The 23,408-nt window shown below is 62.3% G+C and carries 13 protein-coding genes and 1 pseudogene; 7 read left to right on the top strand and 7 right to left on the bottom strand.

Annotated elements, in window-relative coordinates; all coding sequences use genetic code 11:
* Positions 1-17: 17 nt before the first annotated feature.
* Positions 18-1,010 carry a substrate-binding domain-containing protein gene (locus ACS4RS_RS09380; protein WP_439011862.1) on the bottom strand — a complete coding sequence of 331 codons (993 nt, stop codon included), beginning with the start codon at positions 1,008-1,010 and terminating at the stop codon, positions 18-20.
* Between the two features lie 340 nt (positions 1,011-1,350).
* Positions 1,351-2,565: a 5-aminolevulinate synthase gene (hemA, locus tag ACS4RS_RS09375; RefSeq protein ID WP_439011863.1), complete on the bottom strand. Its 1,215-nt coding sequence runs from the start codon at positions 2,563-2,565 to the stop codon at positions 1,351-1,353.
* Positions 2,566-2,891: 326 nt separating this feature from the next.
* On the opposite strand from hemA, the gene ACS4RS_RS09370 reads away from it, so the two are divergent.
* The 3 genes from ACS4RS_RS09370 to ACS4RS_RS09360 all read left to right on the top strand — a co-directional run bounded on the left by ACS4RS_RS09370 (position 2,892) and on the right by ACS4RS_RS09360 (position 11,724).
* On the top strand, positions 2,892-3,149 hold the full coding sequence (locus tag ACS4RS_RS09370) for a YMGG-like glycine zipper-containing protein (protein ID WP_003582726.1): 258 nt from the start codon (positions 2,892-2,894) through the stop codon (positions 3,147-3,149).
* 169 nt (positions 3,150-3,318) lie between these two features.
* Positions 3,319-5,247 (top strand): BamA/TamA family outer membrane protein, encoded by a 1,929-nt coding sequence (locus ACS4RS_RS09365; protein ID WP_439011191.1) that lies wholly within the window; start codon positions 3,319-3,321, stop codon positions 5,245-5,247.
* A 54-nt stretch (positions 5,248-5,301) separates the two neighbouring features.
* A complete protein-coding gene (locus ACS4RS_RS09360) occupies positions 5,302-11,724 on the top strand; it encodes a translocation/assembly module TamB domain-containing protein (protein WP_449313954.1) in 6,423 nt (2,140 codons plus the stop codon).
* Positions 11,725-12,002: 278 nt separating this feature from the next.
* On the opposite strand, the pseudogene ACS4RS_RS09355 reads toward ACS4RS_RS09360, so the two are convergent.
* Positions 12,003-12,439, bottom strand: a pseudogene (locus tag ACS4RS_RS09355) (Lrp/AsnC family transcriptional regulator).
* Positions 12,440-12,561: 122 nt separating this feature from the next.
* On the opposite strand from ACS4RS_RS09355, the gene rocF reads away from it, so the two are divergent.
* The 4 genes from rocF (at position 12,562) to ACS4RS_RS09335 (ending at position 17,473) form a co-directional block, all read left to right on the top strand.
* Positions 12,562-13,497: an arginase gene (rocF, locus tag ACS4RS_RS09350; RefSeq protein ID WP_439011194.1), complete on the top strand. Its 936-nt coding sequence runs from the start codon at positions 12,562-12,564 to the stop codon at positions 13,495-13,497.
* A 47-nt stretch (positions 13,498-13,544) separates the two neighbouring features.
* Entirely contained in the window at positions 13,545-14,744 is a 1,200-nt protein-coding gene (rocD, locus tag ACS4RS_RS09345; protein ID WP_439011195.1) for an ornithine--oxo-acid transaminase, read from the top strand.
* Between the two features lie 197 nt (positions 14,745-14,941).
* On the top strand, positions 14,942-15,418 hold the full coding sequence (locus ACS4RS_RS09340) for a chemotaxis protein CheW (protein ID WP_439011196.1): 477 nt from the start codon (positions 14,942-14,944) through the stop codon (positions 15,416-15,418).
* A gap of 276 nt (positions 15,419-15,694) precedes the next feature.
* On the top strand, positions 15,695-17,473 hold the full coding sequence (locus tag ACS4RS_RS09335; RefSeq protein WP_439011197.1) for a methyl-accepting chemotaxis protein: 1,779 nt from the start codon (positions 15,695-15,697) through the stop codon (positions 17,471-17,473).
* Between the two features lie 84 nt (positions 17,474-17,557).
* Here the strand turns inward: ACS4RS_RS09335 and ACS4RS_RS09330 are convergent, their stop codons facing one another.
* From ACS4RS_RS09330 to fdhF, 4 genes are all read right to left on the bottom strand, one after another.
* A complete protein-coding gene (locus tag ACS4RS_RS09330) occupies positions 17,558-19,216 on the bottom strand; it encodes an MFS transporter (RefSeq protein WP_439011198.1) in 1,659 nt (552 codons plus the stop codon).
* Positions 19,217-19,389: 173 nt separating this feature from the next.
* Positions 19,390-19,635, bottom strand: coding sequence for a formate dehydrogenase subunit delta (locus ACS4RS_RS09325; RefSeq protein WP_439011199.1), 246 nt, complete (start codon positions 19,633-19,635; stop codon positions 19,390-19,392).
* Positions 19,625-20,449 (bottom strand): formate dehydrogenase accessory sulfurtransferase FdhD, encoded by an 825-nt coding sequence (gene fdhD, locus ACS4RS_RS09320; RefSeq protein WP_439011200.1) that lies wholly within the window; start codon positions 20,447-20,449, stop codon positions 19,625-19,627. The genes ACS4RS_RS09325 and fdhD overlap by 11 nt, the downstream gene beginning before the upstream one ends.
* A gap of 37 nt (positions 20,450-20,486) precedes the next feature.
* Positions 20,487-23,366 carry a formate dehydrogenase subunit alpha gene (gene fdhF, locus ACS4RS_RS09315; protein ID WP_439011201.1) on the bottom strand — a complete coding sequence of 960 codons (2,880 nt, stop codon included), beginning with the start codon at positions 23,364-23,366 and terminating at the stop codon, positions 20,487-20,489.
* Between the last annotated feature and the right edge of the window lie 42 nt (positions 23,367-23,408).

Raw genomic sequence — 23,408 nt, 5'->3', positions numbered from 1 at the left:
GCGCCTTTGCTCATTCCCTAGGTCTCATTCCCTTGATCATTCGAGGTTTTGCCCCCGCATGACTGCCGGACGATCAGCCGGCACGGCAATTTCCTCACTCCCGGCTCGACAGGCCGTCCTTCCGCGAGCGCCAACACCGTCAATCCGGCCTGCCGCCCGAGTTCCTTCAACTCCATATCCACCGTCGTCAGCGGCGGCCGCGTCTGGGCCGCGACAATCTCCCAATTGTCGAAGCCGATCACCGAGACATCCTGCGGCACCTTGACGCCGCGCTCGCGCAAGGCATCGGCGGCACCGCGGGCGATCTGGTCATTGCCGCAGAACAGCGCGTCGGGCTTTTCTCCCGGTCTCTTCCAAAGCTGCTCGACCGCCTCATGGCCCCAGCTTTCCGACCAGACGCCGTAGAGCACCGGCTCGCGATGGCCTGCCACCTCGTGATAGGCACCGGCACGTTCCCGCACCGAGAAGAAATCCTCCGGCCCGGTGATATGGGCGATCCGCCGCCGTCCGATCTTGGCGAGCCATTCCACCGCCAGCCTCGCACCCTGCTCGTCGTCCGAACGGAAGGTAACGCTGTTCTGCGTCCCCTCGGTGAAGGCGTAGACGACAGGCACATGCAAATTCGACAGATCGACGGGCAGACGCCTGTCCAGCCGCTTTCCCGTGGCAATGATTCCGTCGACCTGCTTGTCCAGCATCGCATCGACATGGATCTGGGCGAGCGCCGGATCGTCTTCGATGGCGCACAGAAAAACCGAAACCCCATGATCGACGAGCGCGTCCGAGATACCCGCCATCACAGGCAGCGTGAAACGGCCGTAGGTGTCGTTGGTCAGCAGCCCGATGGTGAAGCTGCGCTTGCTGAGAAGCCCTCTTGCCAGCGCATTCGGCCGATAACCGATTTCGCCGGCGATGCGCTTCACCCGCTCGCGCGTTTCCGCGCCCATCCGGCCGGTGTCGTTGAGCGCCTTCGACGCGGTCGAGATGCTCACCGCGGCAGCCGCCGCCACCTCATGGATGGTGATCCTGCCTCTTTTTCCTCCCGATATGTTCAGACCATCCTCCTTCTGAAGTGGCTTGAGAAAAGCTTTTACCAATCGCTGTGTCAAGTGAGAAAAGGTTTTCTCATGCGGTTGAAGCGCCGTCACCGGGTGAGCGGTCGCGAGAAGGCGTAAATGCAGAGAAGGAGCCACGCGCATCGATGGACCGATGCGGCGCATCATCGCCACGAGGCAGCACCGAGCGGATGATCTGGGTCAGGATAGGGAAGGTTGGCCGGCTGGAGAGGGGCACGACTGATCACCGTCAGGACCTCCAAGGGAGGTCCTGAATGGCGCGGTCATCGAAAAATCAGGCGACGTGCCTTGCCAGTGCGCAGCGCGACCAAAGCGAATGCAGCGCTTCGACCAGATGGGCGATGTCGGCATCGGAATGCAGCGGCGTCGGCGTGATGCGCAGGCGCTCGGTCTTCTTCGGCACGGTGGGATAGTTGATCGGCTGGACATAGACGCCGCAATTGTCGAGCAGCAGGTCAGATATCCACTTGCATTTGGCAGCATCGCCGACCAGCACCGGCACGATATGGCTCGGATTGGGCACATGCGGAATGCCGCTCTGATCGAGCAGCATCCGGAGCTTGCGTACCCGGTCCTGATGGCGGGCGCGCTCGAACTGGCTGACCTTCAGGTGCTGGATCGAGGCGACGGCGCCGGCAGCAAGCGCCGGCGGCAGCGCCGTGGTGAAGATGAAGCCGGAGGCGAAGGAACGGATGAAATCGCAAAGCGCTGAAGACGCGGCGATATAGCCGCCCATCACCCCGAAAGCCTTGCCGAGTGTGCCCTCGATGACGGTCAGCCGGTCCATCAGCCCCTCGCGCTCGGCAATGCCGCCGCCGCGCGGGCCGTACATGCCGACCGCATGCACTTCGTCGAGATAGGTCATTGCGCCGTATTTGTCGGCGAGGTCGCAGATTTCCTTGATCGGGGCGATATCGCCGTCCATCGAATAGACGCTTTCGAAAGCGATCAGTTTCGGCGCCTTCGGATCGGCGGCCTTAAGCTTGGCTTCGAGATCGGCGACGTCATTGTGCTTCCAGATCACCTTGTCGCACTTGGCATGACGGATGCCCTCGATCATCGAGGCATGGTTCAGCGCGTCGGAGAAGATGACCAGGCCGGGGATCTTGGCGCCAAGCGTGCCGAGCGCTGCCCAGTTGGAGACATAGCCCGAGGTGAAGATCAGCGCTGCTTCCTTGGCGTGCAGATCGGCAAGCTCACGCTCAAGCATGACGTGATAGTGGTTGGTGCCAGAAATATTCCGGGTGCCTCCCGCACCCGCGCCACAGTGGTCGATGGCGTTTTTCATCGCCTCGATCACCTTCGGGTTCTGCCCCATGCCGAGATAGTCGTTGGAGCACCAGACCGTGACTTCCTTTTCGCCGTCGGTCGTATGGCGCGTGGCGCGCGGAAAATTGCCGCGGTGACGCTCGAGATCGGCAAAAACGCGGTAACGGCCCTCGGCATGAAGCCCGTCCAACTCGTTTTTGAAAAACGCTTCGAAATCCATCATCTGCTCCAGTATCGCGCGACCGTTCTTGCCGACCGGACGTCCGCGCGTCAATGCTTACCCTTTGCTTTAACATCAACTGCGGCAAAAGGCCCAGTTTTTTGAATGATTCCAGATAAAATATCTGCGCGCTGTGCTCAATGAAATTGATGCTGCAAAACGCAGCCAGGTTTGCGATTCCTGCAGTGGACGACGATAGCCCGTATCGCAAAAAAATCGGCGCAACTGTGGACAACCCTTTCTTCCGACATAGTTTTCGCTCTAGTCTGACAAAAAATAAAAAGGGACGGCCTTTGCCCGCTGGGCAACAACCTCGGAGAGAAAAGATGAAGAAAGCTGTCATACTCGCATTGATCGGCCTGTCGATCGCAAGCTGCACGCCGACTCAGCAGGGCGCCGGCATCGGCGCCGCATCAGGTGCGGTCATCGGCGGCGCGGTGACCGGCAACGTCCGCGGCGCAGCCGTTGGCGCCGCGATCGGCGGCGTGTCCGGCGCCCTCATCGGCAGCGTCGCCGAACAGCCCGGCCAGTGCTATTATCGCGACCGCTACGGCCGCCGCTATATCGATACCTGCCCGCGCTGATACCGCCGACAAATCGGTACATCCAGGAAATCCCGGACACACCTCCGGGATTTTTTGTGCTAAATTAGTGCGCTGGCAATTTAAAATGGTACACCCGGCGCGGTTTTGCCGCTAAGCTGTTCACGGCTGGGCAACGAAGCTTCATTGTAGACCTAACCAAAAGCGGCGTATGCGGATTAGAGGGACAAGCCCGAAAACAGGTATTGCGTATCGGCGAACAGGCACCATGATTGTGGTCGCAGCAGCAGCTGCGTTCTCACCGGTCCTGATCGGCGACGCTTACGCCTTCAAGCTTTTCGGCATCACCATTTTCGGCAAGGACGAGGACGAAGCACAGCAGGTGCCCGATCCGGTGCGCTATAATGTCGATCTTAAAGCCGACACCGCCGATCCCGACCTGAAAGAAGCTCTGCAAAACAGCTCCCGCCTCCTCAGTGACCAGAAGCAGCCGGTTTCCGGCGATCTCGGCGTCGTCGTCAAGGCGCGCGACGATCGCGAGCGGCTGATCGCAGCGCTCTATGAAAAGGCCCGTTACGGCGGCGTGGTGACCATCACCATCGCCGGCAAGAATATCGACGACCTGCCGCCCAATCCGACATTCGACCGGACCGGGCCGGTCCCGGTCACCGTCGACATAACGCCGGGCCCGATTTTCAAGGTCAGGGAGGTCCAGTTCGGCGGCGATGCCGCAAACCACAATCCCGCCGACTACGACCTGGCCCCGGGCGCCCAGGCCGGCTCGCTTGCCATCATCAAGGCCGGCGACAAGATCGTCGAGCAGTTGAAGAGCGAGGGCCGGCCCTTCGCCAAGCTGACCGAACGCAAGGTCGTCGCCGATCACAGGAGCGACACCGTCGATATCGTCCTTGCGGCCGAAGGCGGCCCGGTCGCCCCGATCGGCGATGTTGGCGTTACCGGCGAAAAAACCGTCAAGCCGGGGTTCATCCAGCGTTATTCCCGGCTCGACAAGGGCGAAGCCTACTCCCCGGAGGCGCTGAAGAAAGCCGGCGAGCGGCTTCGCGCCCTCGGCGTCTTTTCGAGCGTCACCATCCACGAAGGAGATGCGCTGGCGCCGGACGGCACGCTACCGATGACGATCGAGGTTTCCGAAGGCAAGCAGCGCTATTTCGGCGTCGGCGCCCAATATTCCACCACCGACGGCTTCGGCGTCCAAGGCTATTGGGGCCATCGCAACCTGTTCGGTGAAGCCGAAACGCTGCGGATCGAGGGATCAGTGTCGCGGCTTGGCGAAACCACCGATATCGGCAGCCTCGACTATTCCGCCGGCATCCTCTTCACCAGGCCCGGCGCCTTCTTCCCCGCCGCCACGCTGAAGGCCGGCATCGTCGCCAAGACCGAAAACCCGGATGCCTATAATGCGACGCTCGTCACCGCCTCGCTCGGCCTGTCCTACGAATTGACCGACCGGGACACCGTCTCGGCAAGCGGCGAGGTCAGCTGGGAGCGCGACGACGACGCCTTCGGCACCAACGACTATCTGACCTTCACCCTGCCGCTTCAATATGACCGCGACGCCCGCGACGACAAGTTCAACCCGACCGAAGGTTATCGCGCGACATTTTCGGCAAAGCCCGGCTACGAGATATTCAACGCCACGCCCTATGCGGCATTCCAGGGCTCGATCTCCGGCTATCTGCCCCTCGGCGCCGAGGATGGCGTGGTGCTGGCCGGCAAGGTCGCCGCCGGTGTGCTGATCGGCGGCGGCGGCATCGAGAATATTCCCGCCACGCAACGCTTCTTTGCCGGCGGCGGTGGCTCCGTGCGCGGATACAGCTACCAGGAAATCTCGCCTTACAATGACAATGGCGACCCCACCGGCGGCCGCTCCTATGTCACAGGTTCGCTGGAGGCCCGCATCAAGATCACCGATACGATCGGCATCGTGCCCTTCATCGATGTCGGCACCGTATCGGACAGCACCTTTCCGGGCTTTTCGGATATCCGCGCGGGCGCCGGCGCCGGAATACGATATGCCACACCTTTCGGCCCGCTTCGGCTTGATTTTGCCATGCCGCTGAACAAGTACGAAGATGGCACAGATTATGGAATCTACGCCGGCATCGGCCAATCCTTCTAGAAGGGCCGATGCCGATTTGTGAACCATCGTGAAAACGGGATAGTGTCCGCGCCGATGCAAACGCTGGCAAAAATCGTCAACTGGTTCCTGCGCCTCACCGCCTACGGCGTGGGCGCCATTTTGATTCTTGCCGTCTTGGCACTGGCGATCTTCGGCTTCACCGCCTTTGGCGCCCGCATCGTCACCGAAAAAATAGCCTCGACGCTGTCCAACCGTGACATGACGATTACCGTGCGTGAACCGCAAGGTCTTTTGACCGGCGGCCTTCGCGCCGCCGAGATCACCGTCTCCGACACCAGGGGCGTCTTTGCGGAAATTCACGGCATCGCCATCGACTGGAACCCGCTGGCGCTGCTGACGGGAACCTTCCATGCCAAACGCTTCGAGATCGAAGCGATCAACGTGCTGCGAAAGCCGGTGCGCACCCTGCCCTCGCGGCCCGGAGCGGAAAATGCCGGCGGTTTTAGCCTTCCGATCAAGGTCGATATCGACCGCGTCGCGCTGCCCGATATCAAATTGGCCGAATCCTTTGCCGGGCGCGCCTTCGCGCTCGCCGCCGAAGGCAGTCTGTCGGCGAACGGCGATGGCGGCGAGGCAATCGTCAATGTCCGCCGTCATGCCGTTCCGGATGCACGGCTTGTCGCCGATATCGCCTATGCGCCGGCTGAAAACCGGCTGCGGCTGAAAGCGCAGCTTGCCGAACCGAAGGGTGGGCTGCTGGCGGGCTTTCTCGGCCTGGCCGACAATCCCGCCGTCGACATCGATCTCGACGGCCAAGGACCGATATCCGACTGGAGGGGCAAAGTGCAGGCCGCTCTCGACGGACAGCAGCGCGCCGCAATCGAGGCCCGGCATCAGATCAGCGCGGACGGACTGCACCACCTCGACCTCAAGGGTGGCGGTGACCTGAGCTCGCTGCTTCCATCGGCATTCCGGCCGCTTTTCGCCGGCCAGACCAATATCGATCTGGCCACCACCTTCGACGACCACGGCAAGATCGATATCCAGACCGGCAATATCGCCACCGGCAGCGTCGTCATCGCCGCCTCGGGCACGCTCGATCCGGCCGGTAACAACAGCCTGAACGCCAATCTGCTCGGCACATCGGGACCGGTCGATTTCCGCTGGCCGCTCGCCGAAGGCGAAGCACGCTTCCTGATCTCAGGCCTCAACCTGGCGCTGACGGGCGATGCGCGGGCGGCCCGACTGAATGTTAGCGGCTCGCTCGATACCGCGACCCTGCCGCAGGCCGTTATCGGCAATGTCAAACTGACGGCAAAGAGCGACGCCTTCAATCTCGCCGCCCGTTCCGGCAGCGTCCAGCTGCGCCTCGTTGCCGGCGACATGACCTTTGCGGAGCCGAACCTCAATCGCGCCGTCCAGGGCCCGGTCACGATCGCCTCGCCCCTGCAGATAACGCCCGGCAGCATCGGCTTCAACGGCACCACCCTCGAAAGCGCCAATATAAACGGCGGCCTCAACGGCTCATACCAGCTGGCAGACCAGGCGCTGACCGGCAACGTCAAGCTCACCATCGCGCCGGCAGCCTTGCCGGTTGCGGTCTCGGGCAGGTTCGACGAACCGATCACGCTCGAAAGTCAGCTGGCCGGTAGCATCCCGTCGAAATTCGCGCTGTCCAACCTCGTCTTGACCTCCGGCACGCTTGAGGCTGCCGGCAATGTCGCGCTCGACGGCTCGAAGGTGAATGCCGATCTTTCCGGCCGACTGCCCGACATCGGCAAACTCATGACCGGCGCCAGCGGCGGGGCTGGTTACGCGTTGAGAGTGGGCGGTGAGCTCCCCACAATCTCGGTGACGGCCAATCTCAAGTCCCCCAGCCTTGAAGTGGCCGACCGTACGCTCGGGAACCTCAATATCGACCTGTCGGGTCTAGCCGACCCCAAGGCGCCGCAGGCCGAGATCGCCGCCACCGGTACGATCGACGGCCAGCCGATCGCCGTCACCGGAGACATTAGCTCTGCCGACGGCCGGATGCGTATTCCGGCGCTGAACGCCGATATCGGCGGCAACCGGCTGACCGGCAATCTGGAACTTTCGCCCGCCCTGGAGCCGACCGGCGCGCTGACATTCGACTTCCCCAATATCGGCCTGCTCGCGGCACTCGGCGGTCAGAAGGCCGAAGGCGATCTCAAGGGATCGCTTGGCGTCGCCAGCGACAATGGCAAGATCGCGCTCAAGCTGCGTGCATCAGGCGCATCGCTCCGCCGTGATACGCTTGCGATCATCAAGCCGGATATCGATGTCACGGTCAGCGATCTCTCCACTTTTGCGGCAAACGGCACGGTCAAGGCCGAGGAACTGAATGCCGGAGCAAACAGGCTTACCGGCCTTGCGCTCGGTTTTACCAGACAGCAGAACCAGACCGATTTCGATCTCAATGCCGCCTATGACGGCAACCCGGTTCTAGCCGCCGGCAATATCGAGATGGCGGATGGGGCGATCGACCTTAACCTTGACCGCTTTTCGGCAAGCCCCCGCAATATCCCGGTCGAACTTGCGGCACCGACGCAGGTTGCGATCACCGGCGGCACCGCCAGCCTGACCGGCCTGACGCTGAAAACAGGCACCGGCTCGGTGAGCGTCACCGGCTCGGCCGGCGAGACGCTGAAGCTGGATGCCGACATTCGCGAACTGCCGGCCGCTCTCGCCAACGGTTTCGTGCCCAACCTTTCGGCCGGCGGCACGATCTCCGGAAAGATTGTCGTGACCGGAACGCCGGCCGCACCCGTCGCCGACTTCAAGCTCGACTGGAAGGATGCGACGACCGGCCAGACCAAGGGAGCCGGGTTGGCGCCGCTCGGCATCACCGCCGGCGGTAAGTTCGCCGACAACAAGCTCGATTTCGACACGACGATCGGCAGCGGTGACGGCCTGTCGCTCAAGGCCGCCGGCAATGTCGCACTCGCCGACCCGAAGGCGCCGGTGCTCGATATCGACGCCGATATTCTCAACCTGCCCGCCCGCATCGCCAATGGTTTCGTTCCCGATCTTGCCGCAAAAGGCGTGATAACCGGGAAGATCTCGGCGGCCGGACCGCTTTCCGCGCCGACCGCCAATTTCGATCTCGATTGGAAAGATGCTGCGACGAGCCACACCAAGCGTGCCGGTCTTGCGGACCTCGCAGTGAAGGCATCCGGCAAATTTGCCGACAGCAAGCTCGATTTCGACACGGCGATAGCGGGCGCCGACAGCCTCTCGCTGAAGGCAAACGGCAATGTCGCCGTCACAGGCACGGCGATCGACAACGTCAAGGTCGATGCAACGCTCAAAAATATTCCGGCGGGCATTGCAAACAGCTTCGTCGCCGATCTCGCCGCCGAAGGCGCGATCTCCGGAACGGTTTCGGCGGCAGGCTCGCTTGCCGCTTCGACCGCCAATTTCGACCTTGATTGGAAAGATGCTGCGACGAGCCACACCAAGCGTACCGGCCTTGGCGACCTCGCGGTGAAGGCATCCGGTAAATTCGCCGACAACAAGCTTGATTTCGACACAGCGATAGCGGGCGCCGACAGCGTCTCGCTGACGGCGAACGGCAATGTCGCCATCACAGGCACGACGATCGACAACATCAAGGTCGATGCTACGCTTAAAAATATCCCGGCCGGCATCGCAAACAGCTTCGTCGCCGACCTCGCCGCCGAAGGCGCAATCTCCGGAACGGTTTCGGCCGCAGGCTCGCTTGCAGCCCCGACGGCCAATTTCGACCTTGATTGGAAAGACGCCGCGACCAGCCACACGAAGCGCGCCGGGCTTGCCGCTCTCGGTCTGACCGCATCGGGAAAATTTGCCGACAACAAGCTTGATTTCAATGCCGCGGCCAGCGGCGGCGAAGGCCTCTCGCTGAAGAGCACCGGCAATGTCGCCCTCGCCGGCACGACCATCGAAAACATCAAGGTCGATGCCGAGATCGCCAAAATTCCGGCTAGTCTCGCAAATGCGTTCGTTCCGGATCTGGCGGCCGGCGGCACGATATCGGGCACCCTGTCCGCCGCCGGGACCCCTGCCGCACCGAATGCCGACTTCAAGCTCGCCTGGACCGACGCCGCGACCAGCCACACCAGAAGCGCTCACCTCTCGGGACTGGCGCTTGCCGCCTCCGGCCATTTCGCCGACAACCGGCTCGATTTCGATGCCCATCTCGGCGGCAAGGACGGCCTCTCGCTGAAAGCCAAGGGCAATGTCGCAACGGCAGGCACCTCGGTTCGCAACCTTGACGTCAAGGCCGAGCTTGCCAACCTGCCGGCAGCCCTTGCCAACGGCTTCGTCCCCGGTCTGGCCGCCGAGGGCACAGTGTCGGGAACGGCATCCGCCTCCGGCGCCCTGCCCAAACCCGCCGTCGATTTCAAGCTTGACTGGAAGAACGCCGCAACCGCTCAGACCAAGAGCAGCGGCCTTTCCGGCCTGAGTGCGGCGGCATCGGGAAAATACGCCAACGACAGGGTTGACTTCGATGCCAACCTTGCCGGCAAGGACGGGGTGCTGGCCAAGGCGACCGGCGGCGTCACCATCGCCGGAACGGCCATCCGCGATCTTTCGATCAATGCCGATATTCCCGCACTTCCGGCCAATATCGCCAATGCCTTCGTTCCCGGCCTCGGTGCCGAGGGCACACTTTCGGCCAGCGCCGTCACATCGGGAACGCCTAAAAATCCGATCGTCGATTTCAAGCTCGACTGGAAGGATGCGGCTACCAGCCACACTAAGGCTGCCGGCCTCTCCCGCCTGGCGCTGGCGGCGAAGGGAAAATACGCCGGTGACCGGCTCGATTTCGATGCCAATCTCAGCGGCAGCGGCGGCATTGCGCTGAAAGCCGCCGGTAATCTTTCGCTCGCCGGCACCTCGATCCGCGCGGTCGATGCCACCCTGAATGCCGCCAATGTCCCGGCTGCGATCGCCAACGGCTTTGTTCCAGGCCTTGCAGCCGAAGGCGCGGTCTCGGCCACCGCAAAGGCCACCGGCGCGTTAACGGCGCCCTCCGTCGATTTCAAGGTCGACTGGAAGAACGCCGCAACCAGCCAGACAAAAGGCGCCGGCCTTTCGCCGTTCACCATCGGCGCATCAGGCAAACTTGCCGGCAACAGGCTGACGGTCGACACCAGCCTTGCCGGTGATGCCGGCATGTCGCTGAAGGGCGGCGGCAGCGTCGTGATCACAGGCAATCGCGCCCTCGACATGCACTTCAACGGCAATCTTCCTTTCGCCGTGCTCGGCGCGCCGCTCGCGCAGCAGGGCCTCGTCGCCGACGGCGTCGCCACCCTCAACCTGCAGGTTGGCGGAACGGCCGCGGCACCCGTCATCAACGGCACCGTCTCGACCAATGGCGCCAAGCTGGTCGATGTCCGGCGCAATCTCGCCGTCAACAATCTCGCGGCGACGGTGACCTTCAACGGCAGCCAGGCGGTGATATCGCGCCTCAGCGGCAATCTTGGCGGCGGCGGCACGATTTCGGCAAGCGGCACCATCGGCATCCAGCCGGCCGGCGGCTTTCCCGCCGATATTTCGATCAAGCTCGACAAGGCGGTCTATGTCGATGGAACGCTTGTCGTCTCCACCGTCAACGGCACGCTTGGTCTGCGCGGGCCGATCATGAATTCGACATTGAGCGGCAAGCTTCGGCTGGACAAGACCTCGATCACCGTTCCGGAAAAATTGCCGACCTCGCTCAGGGAAATCGACATCCGCCACAAGAATGCGCCGCGGGCGGTGCTTGCGCAGCTGCGCGACGACGGTGAGCGGAAACCCACCGAGAAATCCTCCGCCATCACCCTCGATCTCGAAATCGACGCGCCCTCGCATATCTTCGTGCGCGGCCGCGGCATCGATGCCGAGCTCGGCGGCAAGGTGACGATCCGCGGAACGGCCGCAGCGCCGGTCGTCACCGGCGGTTTCACCATGCGCCGCGGCCGCCTGACCATTCTTAACCGCCGTCTGGATTTCACCGACAAGAGCAGGATCACATTTGCCGGCGACCTGACGCCGACCCTCGATATGGAAGCGACCTCATCGTCCGGGTCGACGACGCTGACCGTCGACGTCGCCGGCCTCGCCACCGACCCGGCCATCACCTTCTCTTCCTCGCCGCAGCTGCCGCAGGACGAGGTGCTGGCGCAGCTGATCTTTGGCCAGTCGATGTCAAAACTCTCGCCGGTGCAGATCGCCCAGCTCGCCGACGCCGTCAGCCAGCTGGCTGGCAACCGCTCGACCTCGCTTTTCGAAGGCTTGCGCAATCAGCTCGGCGTCGACGATCTCGATATCAGCACCGATTCCAAGGGCCAGACGAGCGTCAGCGTCGGCCGTTATCTCAACGACCGCACCTATTTCGAATTGCAGCAGGGTGGTTCGGCCGGCGCCAAGGCGATCATCAACCTCGACGTCGGCCGGGGCGTCAAGCTGCGGGGTGCTGCTGGCGGTAACGGTGCCGGCGAGGCGGGCGTCGTCTACGAACGGGAATATTGAGCCGGCTTATCAATTCGGTTGAAACAACACAGCGGATGGCGGTCCGGACCCGTGATTTGCCCCTCACCCTCACCCCTCCCCGTAAAGCGGGCGAGGGGACGTGCGCCGCGAGACCTCTGCGGGGGACTGAAGGGCCGCGACATGCGCCTTCGCCCCGTTCACGGGGAGAAGTGGCGGCAGCCGAATGAGGGGCTGATCTCGCAGGCCTCCTCGGCCTGACTCTCAGGTGACATCGCATTTCTGCTGATCTCTCGCTCAGCGGGAACACGGAGAATGCTCTAAAAACCCGTCTTGCTGGTCTTGAGCAGAATATTGCTCTCGGTCGAATTGATGCCGTTGATCAGCCGGATACGGCGCAGCGTCTCGTCAAAGAGGCAAGGTCGCGATCCTCGAGCTCGGCGACGAAATCCCATTTGCCGTTGGTGCTGTGAAGGGCGCGGACCTGCGGCAGGCCCCGCAGCTGATCGGCCACCCTGTCGGCGAGTTTGCCGAACACCTCGATCATGACGATGGCGCGCACGCCGGCGGACCGCGTCTCGTGACCGGTGCGGATGGTGAAGCCAACGATCGTGCCGCCGGCGACCAGCCGGTCGATCCGGGCGGCAACCGTTGCCCGGGACGCGCCCGTCATGGCCGCAAGCGACGAGACGGAAATCCGGGCATTGTGGCGAAGTGCACTCAGAAGCTCGCTGTCGAGATCGTCCACGCTGATCACTTTGTCAAAATAGGTTTATCAATTTGCGCAATCATAATCCATTTCTGACACTTTTCCATCTTTTTGCCGTCAGTCCTTTGTCTCACTATCGGCCTAAACCGGCCTCACCACGGAGCCCTCGAATGAATGCCCAATCGCAATCTGTCACCCTTATCGGCGCGCCGCTGGAAGAAGGCTCCGGCCGTAGGGGTGCCGCCATGGGCCCGGCCGCCCTGCGCATCGCCGGTGTCGATCAGACGTTGATCGAACTCGGCCACGACGTCGCCGATCTCGGCGATCTGAGGATCGTGCCGGCGATGGACCTGCCGAACCATCCGAAGGCCCATAATCTGAGAATCGTCGGCGCCTTCACCCGTGCGCTCGAAAGCAGCGTCCATGACGTCGCCGCCGCGGGCCGCTTTCCGCTCATTCTCGGCGGCGACCACAGCCTTTCCATGGGCAGTGTCTCCGGCATGGCGCGTTACGCCGCCGGCAAAGGCCGCCCGCTTTTCGTGCTCTGGCTCGATGCCCATGCCGATTTCAACTCTCCGGCCACCTCGCCATCCGGCAATATTCACGGCATGCCCGTCGCCTTCTTCTGCGGCGAGGCGGAGTTCGCCGAGATCCTGCCTAGGGATCGTGCCTTCGTCGACCCGAAGAATGTCTTCCAGGTCGGCATCCGTTCGGTCGATGCGCGTGAGCGCGAGGAAATCCACGAACACGGCGTCAACGTCTTCGATATGCGCGCGATCGACGAGCAGGGCATCGGCGCCATCATGCGTGAGATCCTCGAGGTGGTCGCCAAGGCGAACGGTCTGCTGCATGTCAGCCTCGACCTCGATTTCCTCGATCCCGAAATTGCCCCCGGCGTCGGCACGACGGTGCCCGGCGGCGCGACCTTCCGCGAGGCGCATCTGGTGATGGAAATGCTGTCGGACAGCGGCCTCGTTTCGTCGCTCGATCTCGTCGAACTCAATCCGTTTCTCGACGATCGCGGCAAGAGCGCCCGCGTCCTGGTGGAACTGACGGCAAGCCTCTTCGGCCGCCGTATCTTCGATCGTCCAACCCGCGCCGCATAGACGGCACGCGCCGCCTATCGGCATCATGATCTAGAGGGGGAAGAACCATGAACACTTCGGAAAAACTGATCGCCACCGAACAGCGTCTCGGCGCTCACAACTACAAGCCGCTCGACGTGGTGCTGACGCGCGGCGAAGGTGTTCATGTCTGGGATACCGACGGCAATCGTTATCTCGATTGCCTCTCGGCCTATTCCGCCGTCAACCAGGGCCATTGTCACCCGAAAATCCTTGCCGCCATGGTCGAGCAGGCGGGGAGATTGACGCTCACCTCCCGCGCCTTCCGCAACGATCAGCTCGCTTATCTCTATGAAGAGCTCGCCGCTCTCACCGGATCGCACAAGATCCTGCCGATGAATTCCGGCGCCGAAGCGGTGGAGACCGCCATCAAGGCGGTGCGCAAATGGGGATACGAGGTCAAGGGTGTACCGGAAGGCCAGGCCGAGATCATCGTCTGCGCCGATAATTTCCATGGCCGGACGCTGAGCATCATCAGTTTCTCCACCGATCCCGACGCCCGCACCGGCTTCGGCCCCTACACCTCGGGCTTCCGCACCATTCCCTTCGGCGATGCCGAGGCCTTCGAGGCCGCCATCAACGGCAATACGGTCGCCGCCCTGATCGAACCGATCCAGGGGGAAGCGGGCGTCATTATCCCGCCGGCAGGATACTTCACCCGCATCCGCGAGCTCTGCACTGATAACAACGTCACCCTCATCCTCGACGAGATCCAGACCGGCCTTGGCCGTACCGGCAGGCTGCTGGCGGAGGAACATGAAGGCATCGAGGCCGATGTGACGCTGATCGGCAAGGCGCTGTCCGGCGGCTTCTATCCCGTCTCGGCGGTGCTTTCCAATTCCGCGGTACTGGGGGTGCTGAAGCCCGGCCAGCATGGCTCCACCTTCGGCGGCAATCCGCTCGCCTGCGCGGTGGCGCGCGCCGCGCTGAAGGTGCTGACGGAAGACGGCATGATCGAGAACGCCGCAGCGATGGGCGACTATTTCCTCGAGGGCCTCAGGTCGATCCGCTCGAACATCGTCCGGGAGGTGCGCGGCCGCGGCCTGATGATGGCTGTCGAACTGGAACCCGAAGCCGGCGGCGCGCGGCAATATTGTCATGCGCTGAAGGAACGCGGCCTGCTCGCCAAGGATACGCATGACCATACGATTCGCCTCGCTCCGCCGCTGGTCATCACCAGGGAGCAGGTCGATTGGGCGGTCTCGCAGATCGAAAAGACCATAAGCTGAGGTCAATCGAGGACGAAACCTTCGCAAATACGGTTCCTGATTTAGATTTGGGCAACACTCTTCCGCTAATGTCGTCGATAACCGTAACGATGCTTGGCCGAGCGCAAAGCCATCGCGTGGTGTGAAGGCAAAGCTCGTCCGCGCCAATGGTGGCGCGCCCGCTTCTGCCCTGGCTTACGACAGTTGGGAAGAATTCTATGACCACGATCAATTCCACTAGCTTCAGCGGCGATACGCTCGAGATCATTGCCTTTCGCCTGCATGATCAGGAATTCTGCGTCAAGACCACGACCATCCGTGAAATTCGCGGCTGGGCGCCGTCGACCCCGATTCCACACGCGCCGGCCGATGTCATCGGCGTGATGAACCTGCGCGGCTCGGTCATCCCGATTATCGACCTCGCCTTTAAGCTCGGCATGAAGAGCACCGTCGCCAACGAACGCAGCGCGATCGTCGTCGCCGAAGTTCACAGCATGGTCATCGGCATGCTCGTCGACCGCGTCTCTGATATTCTTACCATTTCGTCCAGCCAGGTCCAGCCGGTGCCCGAGGTGACAGCCTCCTTCGACCGCGCCTATTGCGAAGGCATCATCGCTTCGGAAAATGGCATGATCTGCTTCCTGAACCTCGCCAAGATGTTCAAGGAAAACGAGACGGATGAACTGGCGGCCTGATCGTCATCAAGCAATCCGAAGAGTTGAAAACCGTCCGTCCCGGGCGGTTTTTTGTTATGCGCCTGAGATAAATCGCCGCGTTATTATTAGCAACGGCTTTTATACGCTAAATTAACCACGCTCCCTCAGTATGGTGGTGAAGCATACGGATGATAAATCTCCGGTACAGACGGAGTGATAACCGGAGACCGGTTGTCCCCGGCACCGGCATACCTCGCCCGCCCCTTCGCTTCTCTAGCCGAAACAGCGGAAGCTGTGCATCTCAAAGGGACAAGAATGTTTGGTCTAGCCTCCTATTCGAAATACATTCTTGACGCCATTTCCAAATCGCAAGCGATCATCGAATTCGATCTCAACGGCAATATTCTCACGGCGAACGAGAATTTCTGCAACGCGCTTGGTTATCGCCTCAACGAGATCGTCGGCAAGCATCACAGCATGTTCTGCGAGCCGGCCTATGCGGCGACGCCCGAATATCGCGCCTTCTGGGCGAGGCTCGGGCGCGGCGAATATGACGCCGGCGCGTATAAGCGTCTTGCCAAGGGCAACAGGGAGATATGGATCCAGGCATCCTATAATCCCGTTTCAAAAGGCGGAAAGCCGTTCAAGGTGGTGAAATTCGCCGCCGACATCACCGCGGCGAAGAAGCAGGCGGTCGAGGATTCCGGCAAGCTTGAGGCGATCTCGCGCTCGCAGGCGGTGATCGAATTTACCCCGAAGGGCGAGATCCTGACCGCGAACGAGAATTTCTGCCAGGCCATGGGATATTCGCTGGCCGAAATCGCCGGCAAACATCACAGCATTTTCTGCGATCCGGCCCATACCCGCACCGAGGAATACAGCAGCTTCTGGCGGCGTCTTGCCAATGGCGAATTCATTGCCAACGAATTCGTCCGCTTCGGCAAGGGCGGCCGCGAAATCTGGATCCAGGCAGCGTATAACCCGATCGTCGATGCCGACGGCAAGGTCTACAAAGTCGTGAAGTTCGCAACCGACGTCACCCAGCGGATGAGCGCGATTTCCCTGCTCGGCGGCGCGCTACGCCAGCTTTCCGAAGGTGATCTAACGAGGACGGTGGACACGCCCTTCGTCCCCTCGATGGAGCAGTTGCGCCACGATTTCAACGCCGCGGTCAAAGGTCTTGCCGATACGATGAAGACGATCGGCGAGAATGCCATTGCGATCGCCGCCGGGTCGAGCGAGATCGGCGCATCGGCGGATTCCTTTTCCAAGCGGACGGAACAGCAGGCCGCGTCGATCGAGGAGACCGCAGCCGCGCTGGAGGAGATCACCACCACCGTCAACGATTCCAGTCGCCGCGCCGATGAGGCGGGCCGCCTTGTCGCCGTGACCAAGCAGGGCGCGGAGCAGTCGGGCGTCGTGGTCCGCAACGCCGTCGCCGCCATGGACCAGATCGAGCAGTCTTCGCGCGAAATCACCAATATCATCGGTGTCATCGACGATATTGCGTTCCAGACCAATCTCTTGGCGCTGAATGCCGGCGTCGAGGCGGCCCGCGCCGGCGAAGCCGGCAAGGGTTTCGCTGTGGTGGCCCAGGAGGTCCGCGAACTCGCCCAACGCTCCGCCAAAGCGGCCAAGGAGATCAAGGCTCTGATCAATACGTCGAGCGACCTCGTCAAGAACGGCGTCGGCCTCGTCGGCCAGACAGGTAAGGCGCTTGAGGAGATCGTCACCCAGGTCGGCGACATCAACGGCAATGTCGTCGCCATCGTCGAAGCCTCACGGGAACAGGCAACCGGCCTCAAGGAAATCAACCAGGCGGTGAATTCGCTCGATCAGGCAACCCAGCAGAATGCCGCCATGGTCGAGGAGAGCACCGCCGCCAGTCATAACCTGGCAACGGAAGCCGAAACGCTGCGGGTCCTGCTGGCACGGTTCCGCCTGCCAGGTCAGACCCGGACCCAAGCCGGGCCCCAGACCGCCGGCAGGCCGGAAGTAAGACAGGCAGGCTCGCCGGCGCTGCATCTCGTTTCCCGCATCGGCAAGGCGCACGGCGCTGCCGCTGCAACCGCGCAGAGTTGGGAAGAGTTCTGAGCCACGCCCCCATAGCTCGCGATTGTTTCTGCGTAGCGAGGAAGAAGCGCGCCGCATGAGGGCCATGCGGCGCGCTTTGATATCTTACCCGAACAGCGCGAAGGTCGCCTTCAGCGTTACCCAGACACCCCAGAGCAGCGGAATGCCGACGACGGCCCAGGCAAGCATCGCCTTGGCGTCCAGCCCGCCGGTGCCGATTCCGAAGGAGCCGGTCGGTCCGGCATTGACGGCCGCCGACTTCGCCTGCAGCGCAGCGACTTCACCATCGGACATGAACCATTTGTCCGAAAGCGGCCTGATCAGTGAATTGGCAACAAGGCCGAGGGCCAGCATGCCGGCGAGGATATACATGGTGCCGGTATAAAGGCTCGGACCCGGCGCCACACCGGCGGCGATCTGCGCTTCGCGGATATAGTTGACGACGACGGGACCGACGATGCCGGCCGTTGCCCAGGCCGTCAGCAGTCGTCCGTGGATGGCGCCGACGAACTGCGTGCCGAAAATATCAGCGAGATACGCTGGGATTGTCGAAAAGCCACCGCCATACATCGACAAAATGACGCCGAAGGCGAGAACGAAGAGCGCCTTGTTGCCCATGCCGGCGAGGCTCGGCGCCAGCGCATAAAGCGCGATGCCGATGATGAAGAAGCAGTAATAGGTGTTTTTGCGGCCGATCTTGTCGGAGAGCGACGCCCAGAAGAACCGCCCACCGATATTGAAGAGCGACAACAAGCCGGCAAAACCCGCGGCGATTGTGGCAATCGATGCTTTCTGGCCGGCGTCGAGCTGGGCGAAACCGACATCCGGCAGACCGATCAGCGAGCCGGCGAAGATTTCCTGCAGCATCGGCGAGGCCATGCCGATAACGCCGATGCCGGCGGAAACGTTGAGGCAGAGCACCGCCCAGATCAGCCAGAACTGCTTGGTCTTGTGGGCATCGCGCAGGTGCACATGTCTGGTCGTGATCATCGTGCTCTTGGCCGCCGGCGCCGTCCAGCCTTCCGGCCGCCAGCCGGCTGGCGGAATGCGGTAACCGAAGGCACCGCCCATCATGAAGACGAAATAGATTGCCGCCATGACGATGAAGGTCTGCCAGACCCCGACCGAGGTATCGGTCTTGAAGGCGTTCATCAGCAGGTTGGCAAGCGGAGCGCCGATCATCGCGCCGCCGCCGAAGCCCATGATCGCCATGCCGGTCGCCATGCCGCGCCGGTCGGGAAACCATTTGATCAGCGTCGAGACCGGCGAGATGTAGCCGAGGCCGAGACCGATGCCGCCGATGACGCCGGCGCCGAGCCACATCAGCCAGAGCTGATGGGTGATGACGCCGATAGCGGCAAGCACGATGCCGCCGCACCAGCTACAGGCGGAAACGACGCCCGCCTTGCGCGGACCGGCCCGCTCGAGCCAACCGCCCCAGATGGCGGCGGACGAGCCGAGCAGGACGAAGAATAGCGTATAGATCCAGCCGAGGTCGGCAACGCGCCAGTCGCAGGTGGTGGTGAACAGCGCCGAGGCAAGCGTCAGATCGGGGCAGGCGGTCGAGGATGTGATCCCGAGCGACTTGGAAAGCGGCAGCCAAAAGACGCTGAAACCATAGGCCATGCCGATGCAAAGATGGATGGCGAGCGCGGCCGGCGGCACAAGCCACCTGTTGAACCCGGGTCTTGCGACAATTCTTTCGCGATCGAGCAGGCCCGAGCCCGCCACCGCCCCATCTGTACGTGTTTCCGCTGCAGTCATGAACAACTCCTCCTTGTTGCAGACCTTGCTGTGATTGGAGCGCCGCCCGTCTTTTCGGGGGCGCAAAGGACGCTGTAACATCTTGAATTTTTGAATTTTAAATCGATTTAAATTTAGGTGGCGCATACGCAGGCAGTATACCGCTGCCTCGTTCCAGCATGAGCCACTTTGGATTATCGGATCTGGTGTGCTTCCCCCTCCGGTTTGCGGATCATGGGAGCGGCCTGCCGCACGAGGGCATCCAGGCCGTTTTCCTCCTTTTCGAGAATTTCGAACAATTGCCGCCGCATGCGCGGCTCCCAGAATTTGTTGATATGATTGGCGACTCCCTCAACGGCCTCGCTTGCCGGCTGGCTCTTAAAGAAGGTGGCGATCTGGTTTGCCATATAGACGAGTTTGGTCTTGGTATCATGCGACATCGGCGATGCTTCCGGGCGAGATGCGGTGAGGATGGGTGAAAATCTCGAAGTCCTCGCCGCGCACCAGGGCGACGAGCGTCATGCCGGCTTCTTCGGCCGTGCGGATGGCAAGAGCCGTCGGCGCTGAAATGGCGATGAGCACGGGAGAGCCAAGGATCGCTGCCTTCTGCACCATCTCTAAAGAAAGACGGCTGGTCACTGCGACGGCGCCGTTTCGGCCGTTTTCGCCGGCGTCAATGACGGCGCCGCAGAGCTTGTCGAGCGCATTATGCCGTCCGACATCTTCGCGCACAGCAAGCAATCCCTTGGCCGGAAGATAGAAGCCGGCGCCGTGCACCGCCCGGGTCTCCCGATGCAGCGGCTGTGCCTCGTTCAGAAGCGAAACGGCGCGTACGATATCGGCATGCGACAGCGCCAGCGGCGATGCCGAGACATCTGGCACCGGCCGCACCGCCTGCTCGATCGATTCAATGCCGCAGAGCCCGCAACCGACCGGCCCCGCCATGCTGCGGCGTCGTGCCCGCAGCCGATCGGCGACGTCGTCGACAAGGCTCACCTGGACATCGATCCCCTGCTCGCCTTCGACGATCTCGATGGCCGATATCTCGGTGCGTTCGGTGATAATCCCTTCGGTCAGGCTGAAACCGACGGCGAAATCCTCGAGATCGGCGGGCGTCGCCATCATCACCGCGTGCGAGCTGCCGCCATAGGAAAAGGCAATCGGCACTTCTTCCGGCACGATGCGAGAGCCGGAGTGCATGAGGCCGTTGCGGCGGGCGGTTTCGGGAGCACGGGCGGTGGTCTGGAAGGTCATCATGCAAATCCCTTCTTGCCAAACCACCCCCGCTTTTTCACTCCGCGGCCTCGAGCTTGCCGGCGATGCGGCGCGATTGCCGTGCTTGCTCGTCATATTCCATCTGCCAGTCGCTAGGCCCGTTGGAGGGCGAAACCTGCACCGCCGTCACCTTATACTCAGGGCAATTCGTGGCCCAGTCGGAAAAGTCGGTGGTGATGACGTTTGCCTGCGTATTGGGATGATGGAAGGTCGTATAGACGACACCCGGCGCAACACGGTCGGTAATCAGCGATCTCAGCGTGGTGTCGCCGGAGCGGCTGACGAGCTTCACCCAGTCGCCATCGCGAATGCCGCGCTGCTCGGCATCGTGCGGATGGATTTCCAGCCGGTCTTCCGCATGCCAGACAACATTCTCGGTCCGCCGTGTCTGCGCCCCGACATTGTACTGGCTGAGGATGCGGCCGGTGGTGAGCAGCAGCGGAAAGCGCGGGCCGGTGCGCTCGTCGGTCGCCACATATTCGGTGCGGATGAACTTGCCCTTGCCGCGCACGAAGCCGTTGACATGCATGATCGGCGAGCCGAGCGGGTTCTTCTCGTTGCAGGGCCACTGCACCGAGCCCATCTTGTCGAGGTAATCGTAGGACACCAGGGCGAAACTCGGCGTCGTTGCGGCAATTTCGTCCATGATCTCCGACGGATGGTTGTAATTCCAGTCGAGCCCCATTGCCTGAGCAAGCTTCTGCGTCACCTCCCAGTCGCCATAGCCGTTGCGCGGCGTCATCACCTTGCGCACCCGGTTGATGCGGCGCTCGGCATTGGTGAAGGTGCCGTCCTTCTCGAGAAAGGTCGAGCCCGGCAGAAAGACATGGGCGTAATTGGCGGTCTCATTGAGGAACAGGTCCTGCACGACGACGCATTCCATCGCCGCAAGGCCGGCCGCGACATGTTTCGTATCGGGATCGGATTGGAGAATGTCCTCACCCTGGACGTAGAGGCCCTTGAAGGAGCCATCGACCGCCGCGTCCAGCATGTTCGGAATACGCAGGCCCGGCTCGTTGTTGAGCTTCACGCCCCAGAGCTTTTCGAAGATATCCCGCGTCGCATCGTCGGAAATGTGCCGGTAGCCAGGCAGTTCGTGCGGGAAGGAGCCCATGTCGCAGGATCCTTGCACGTTGTTCTGGCCGCGCAATGGATTCACGCCGACACCAGGACGGCCGATATTGCCGGTCGCCATTGCCAGATTGGCGATCGCGATAACCGTGGTCGAGCCCTGGCTGTGTTCCGTGACGCCGAGACCGTAATAGATCGCGCCGTTGCCGCCCTTGGCATAAAGCCTTGCCGCGCCGCGCAGATCCGCCGCCGGCACGCCGGTGAAGACCTCCGTCTGTTCGGGGCTATGCGCCGGTTCGGCGACGAAGGCGGCCCAGTCCTCGAATTCCGACCAGTCGCAGCGCTCGCGAATGAACGCCTCGTCATAGAGCCCTTCGGTGACGATCACATGCGCCAGCGCCGTCATGACGGCGACATTGGTGCCGGGCTTCAGCGGCAGGTGGTAGGAGGCTTCGATATGCGGCGAGCGGACGATATCGGTGCGGCGCGGATCGATGACGATGAGCTTGGCGCCCTGGCGCAACCGCTTCTTTAGCCGCGAGCCGAACACCGGATGGCCGTCGGTCGGATTGGCGCCGATGATGACGACGACATCGGACTGCTCGACGCTGTCGAAATTCTGCGTGCCGGCCGACGTGCCGAACGTCTGGCCGAGGCCGTAGCCGGTCGGCGAATGGCAGACGCGGGCGCAGGTATCGACATTGTTGTTGCCGAAGCCGGCCCGCACCAGCTTCTGCACCAGATAGGTTTCCTCATTGGTGCAGCGCGACGAGGTGATGCCGCCGACCGCGTCGCGACCGTATTGATACTGGATGCGGCGAAACTCCGACGCCACATGCGCGAAGGCCTCGTCCCAGCTTACCTCCCGCCAAGGGTCGCTGACCTTTTCGCGGATCATCGGGTTGAGGATACGGTCCTTGTGGGTGGAATAGCCGTAAGCGAAGCGGCCCTTGACGCAGGAATGGCCGCGATTGGCCTGGCCGTCTTTCCACGGCACCATGCGCACCAATTCCTCGCCGCGCATTTCCGCCTTGAAGGAACAGCCGACGCCGCAATAGGCGCAGGTGGTGACGGCCGAATGTTCGGGCTGGCCGATCTCGATCACCGACTTCTCCGTCAGCGTTGCCGTCGGGCAGGCCTGGACGCAGGCCCCGCAGGAGACGCATTCGGAATCGATGAAGTCCTCGTTCGCGCCCGATGAAACACGGGAGCCGAAACCACGCCCCTCGATCGTCAGCGCGAAGGTTCCCTGCACCTCTTCGCAGGCGCGCACGCAACGCGAACAGACAATGCATTTGGAAGGATCAAAGGTGAAATAAGGATTGGTTTCGTCCTTCGGCGTCCATTTCAGATTGATCTCGCCATTGTTGCGCGCCCTGACGTGGTTGTCGCCGTCATAGCCATAGCGCACATCGCGCAGACCGACGGCGCCCGCCATGTCCTGCAATTCGCAATCACCGTTGGCTGCACAGGTCAGACAGTCGAGCGGGTGGTCGGAAATATAGAGTTCCATCACGCCGCGGCGGATATCCTTCAGCCGTCCTGTCTGCGTGTGCACCACCATATTGGCCGCCACCGGCGTCGTGCAGGAGGCCGGCGTACCGTTGCGGCCCTCGATCTCGACGAGACAGAGCCGGCAGGAGCCGAAGGCGTCGATCATGTCGCTGGCGCAGAGCTTCGGCACCGTGATGCCGGCCTCCATCGAGGCGCGCATGATCGACGTGCCCTCCGGCACGCTGATCTGCTGCCCATCGATGGTGAGCGTCACCATCACTTCGGATGTCGATGCCGGGGTGCCGTAGTCGATTTCATGGATGAGCGACATGGTCGGCCTCCTGTATGAAAGTGGAATTGAGCAATGCGGAGG

Source organism: Rhizobium sp. F40D2 (assembly GCF_051810745.2).
In the GTDB taxonomy this organism is placed as follows: Bacteria; Pseudomonadota; Alphaproteobacteria; order Rhizobiales; family Rhizobiaceae; genus Rhizobium.
This window is presented reverse-complemented; position numbering and strand designations above follow the sequence as displayed.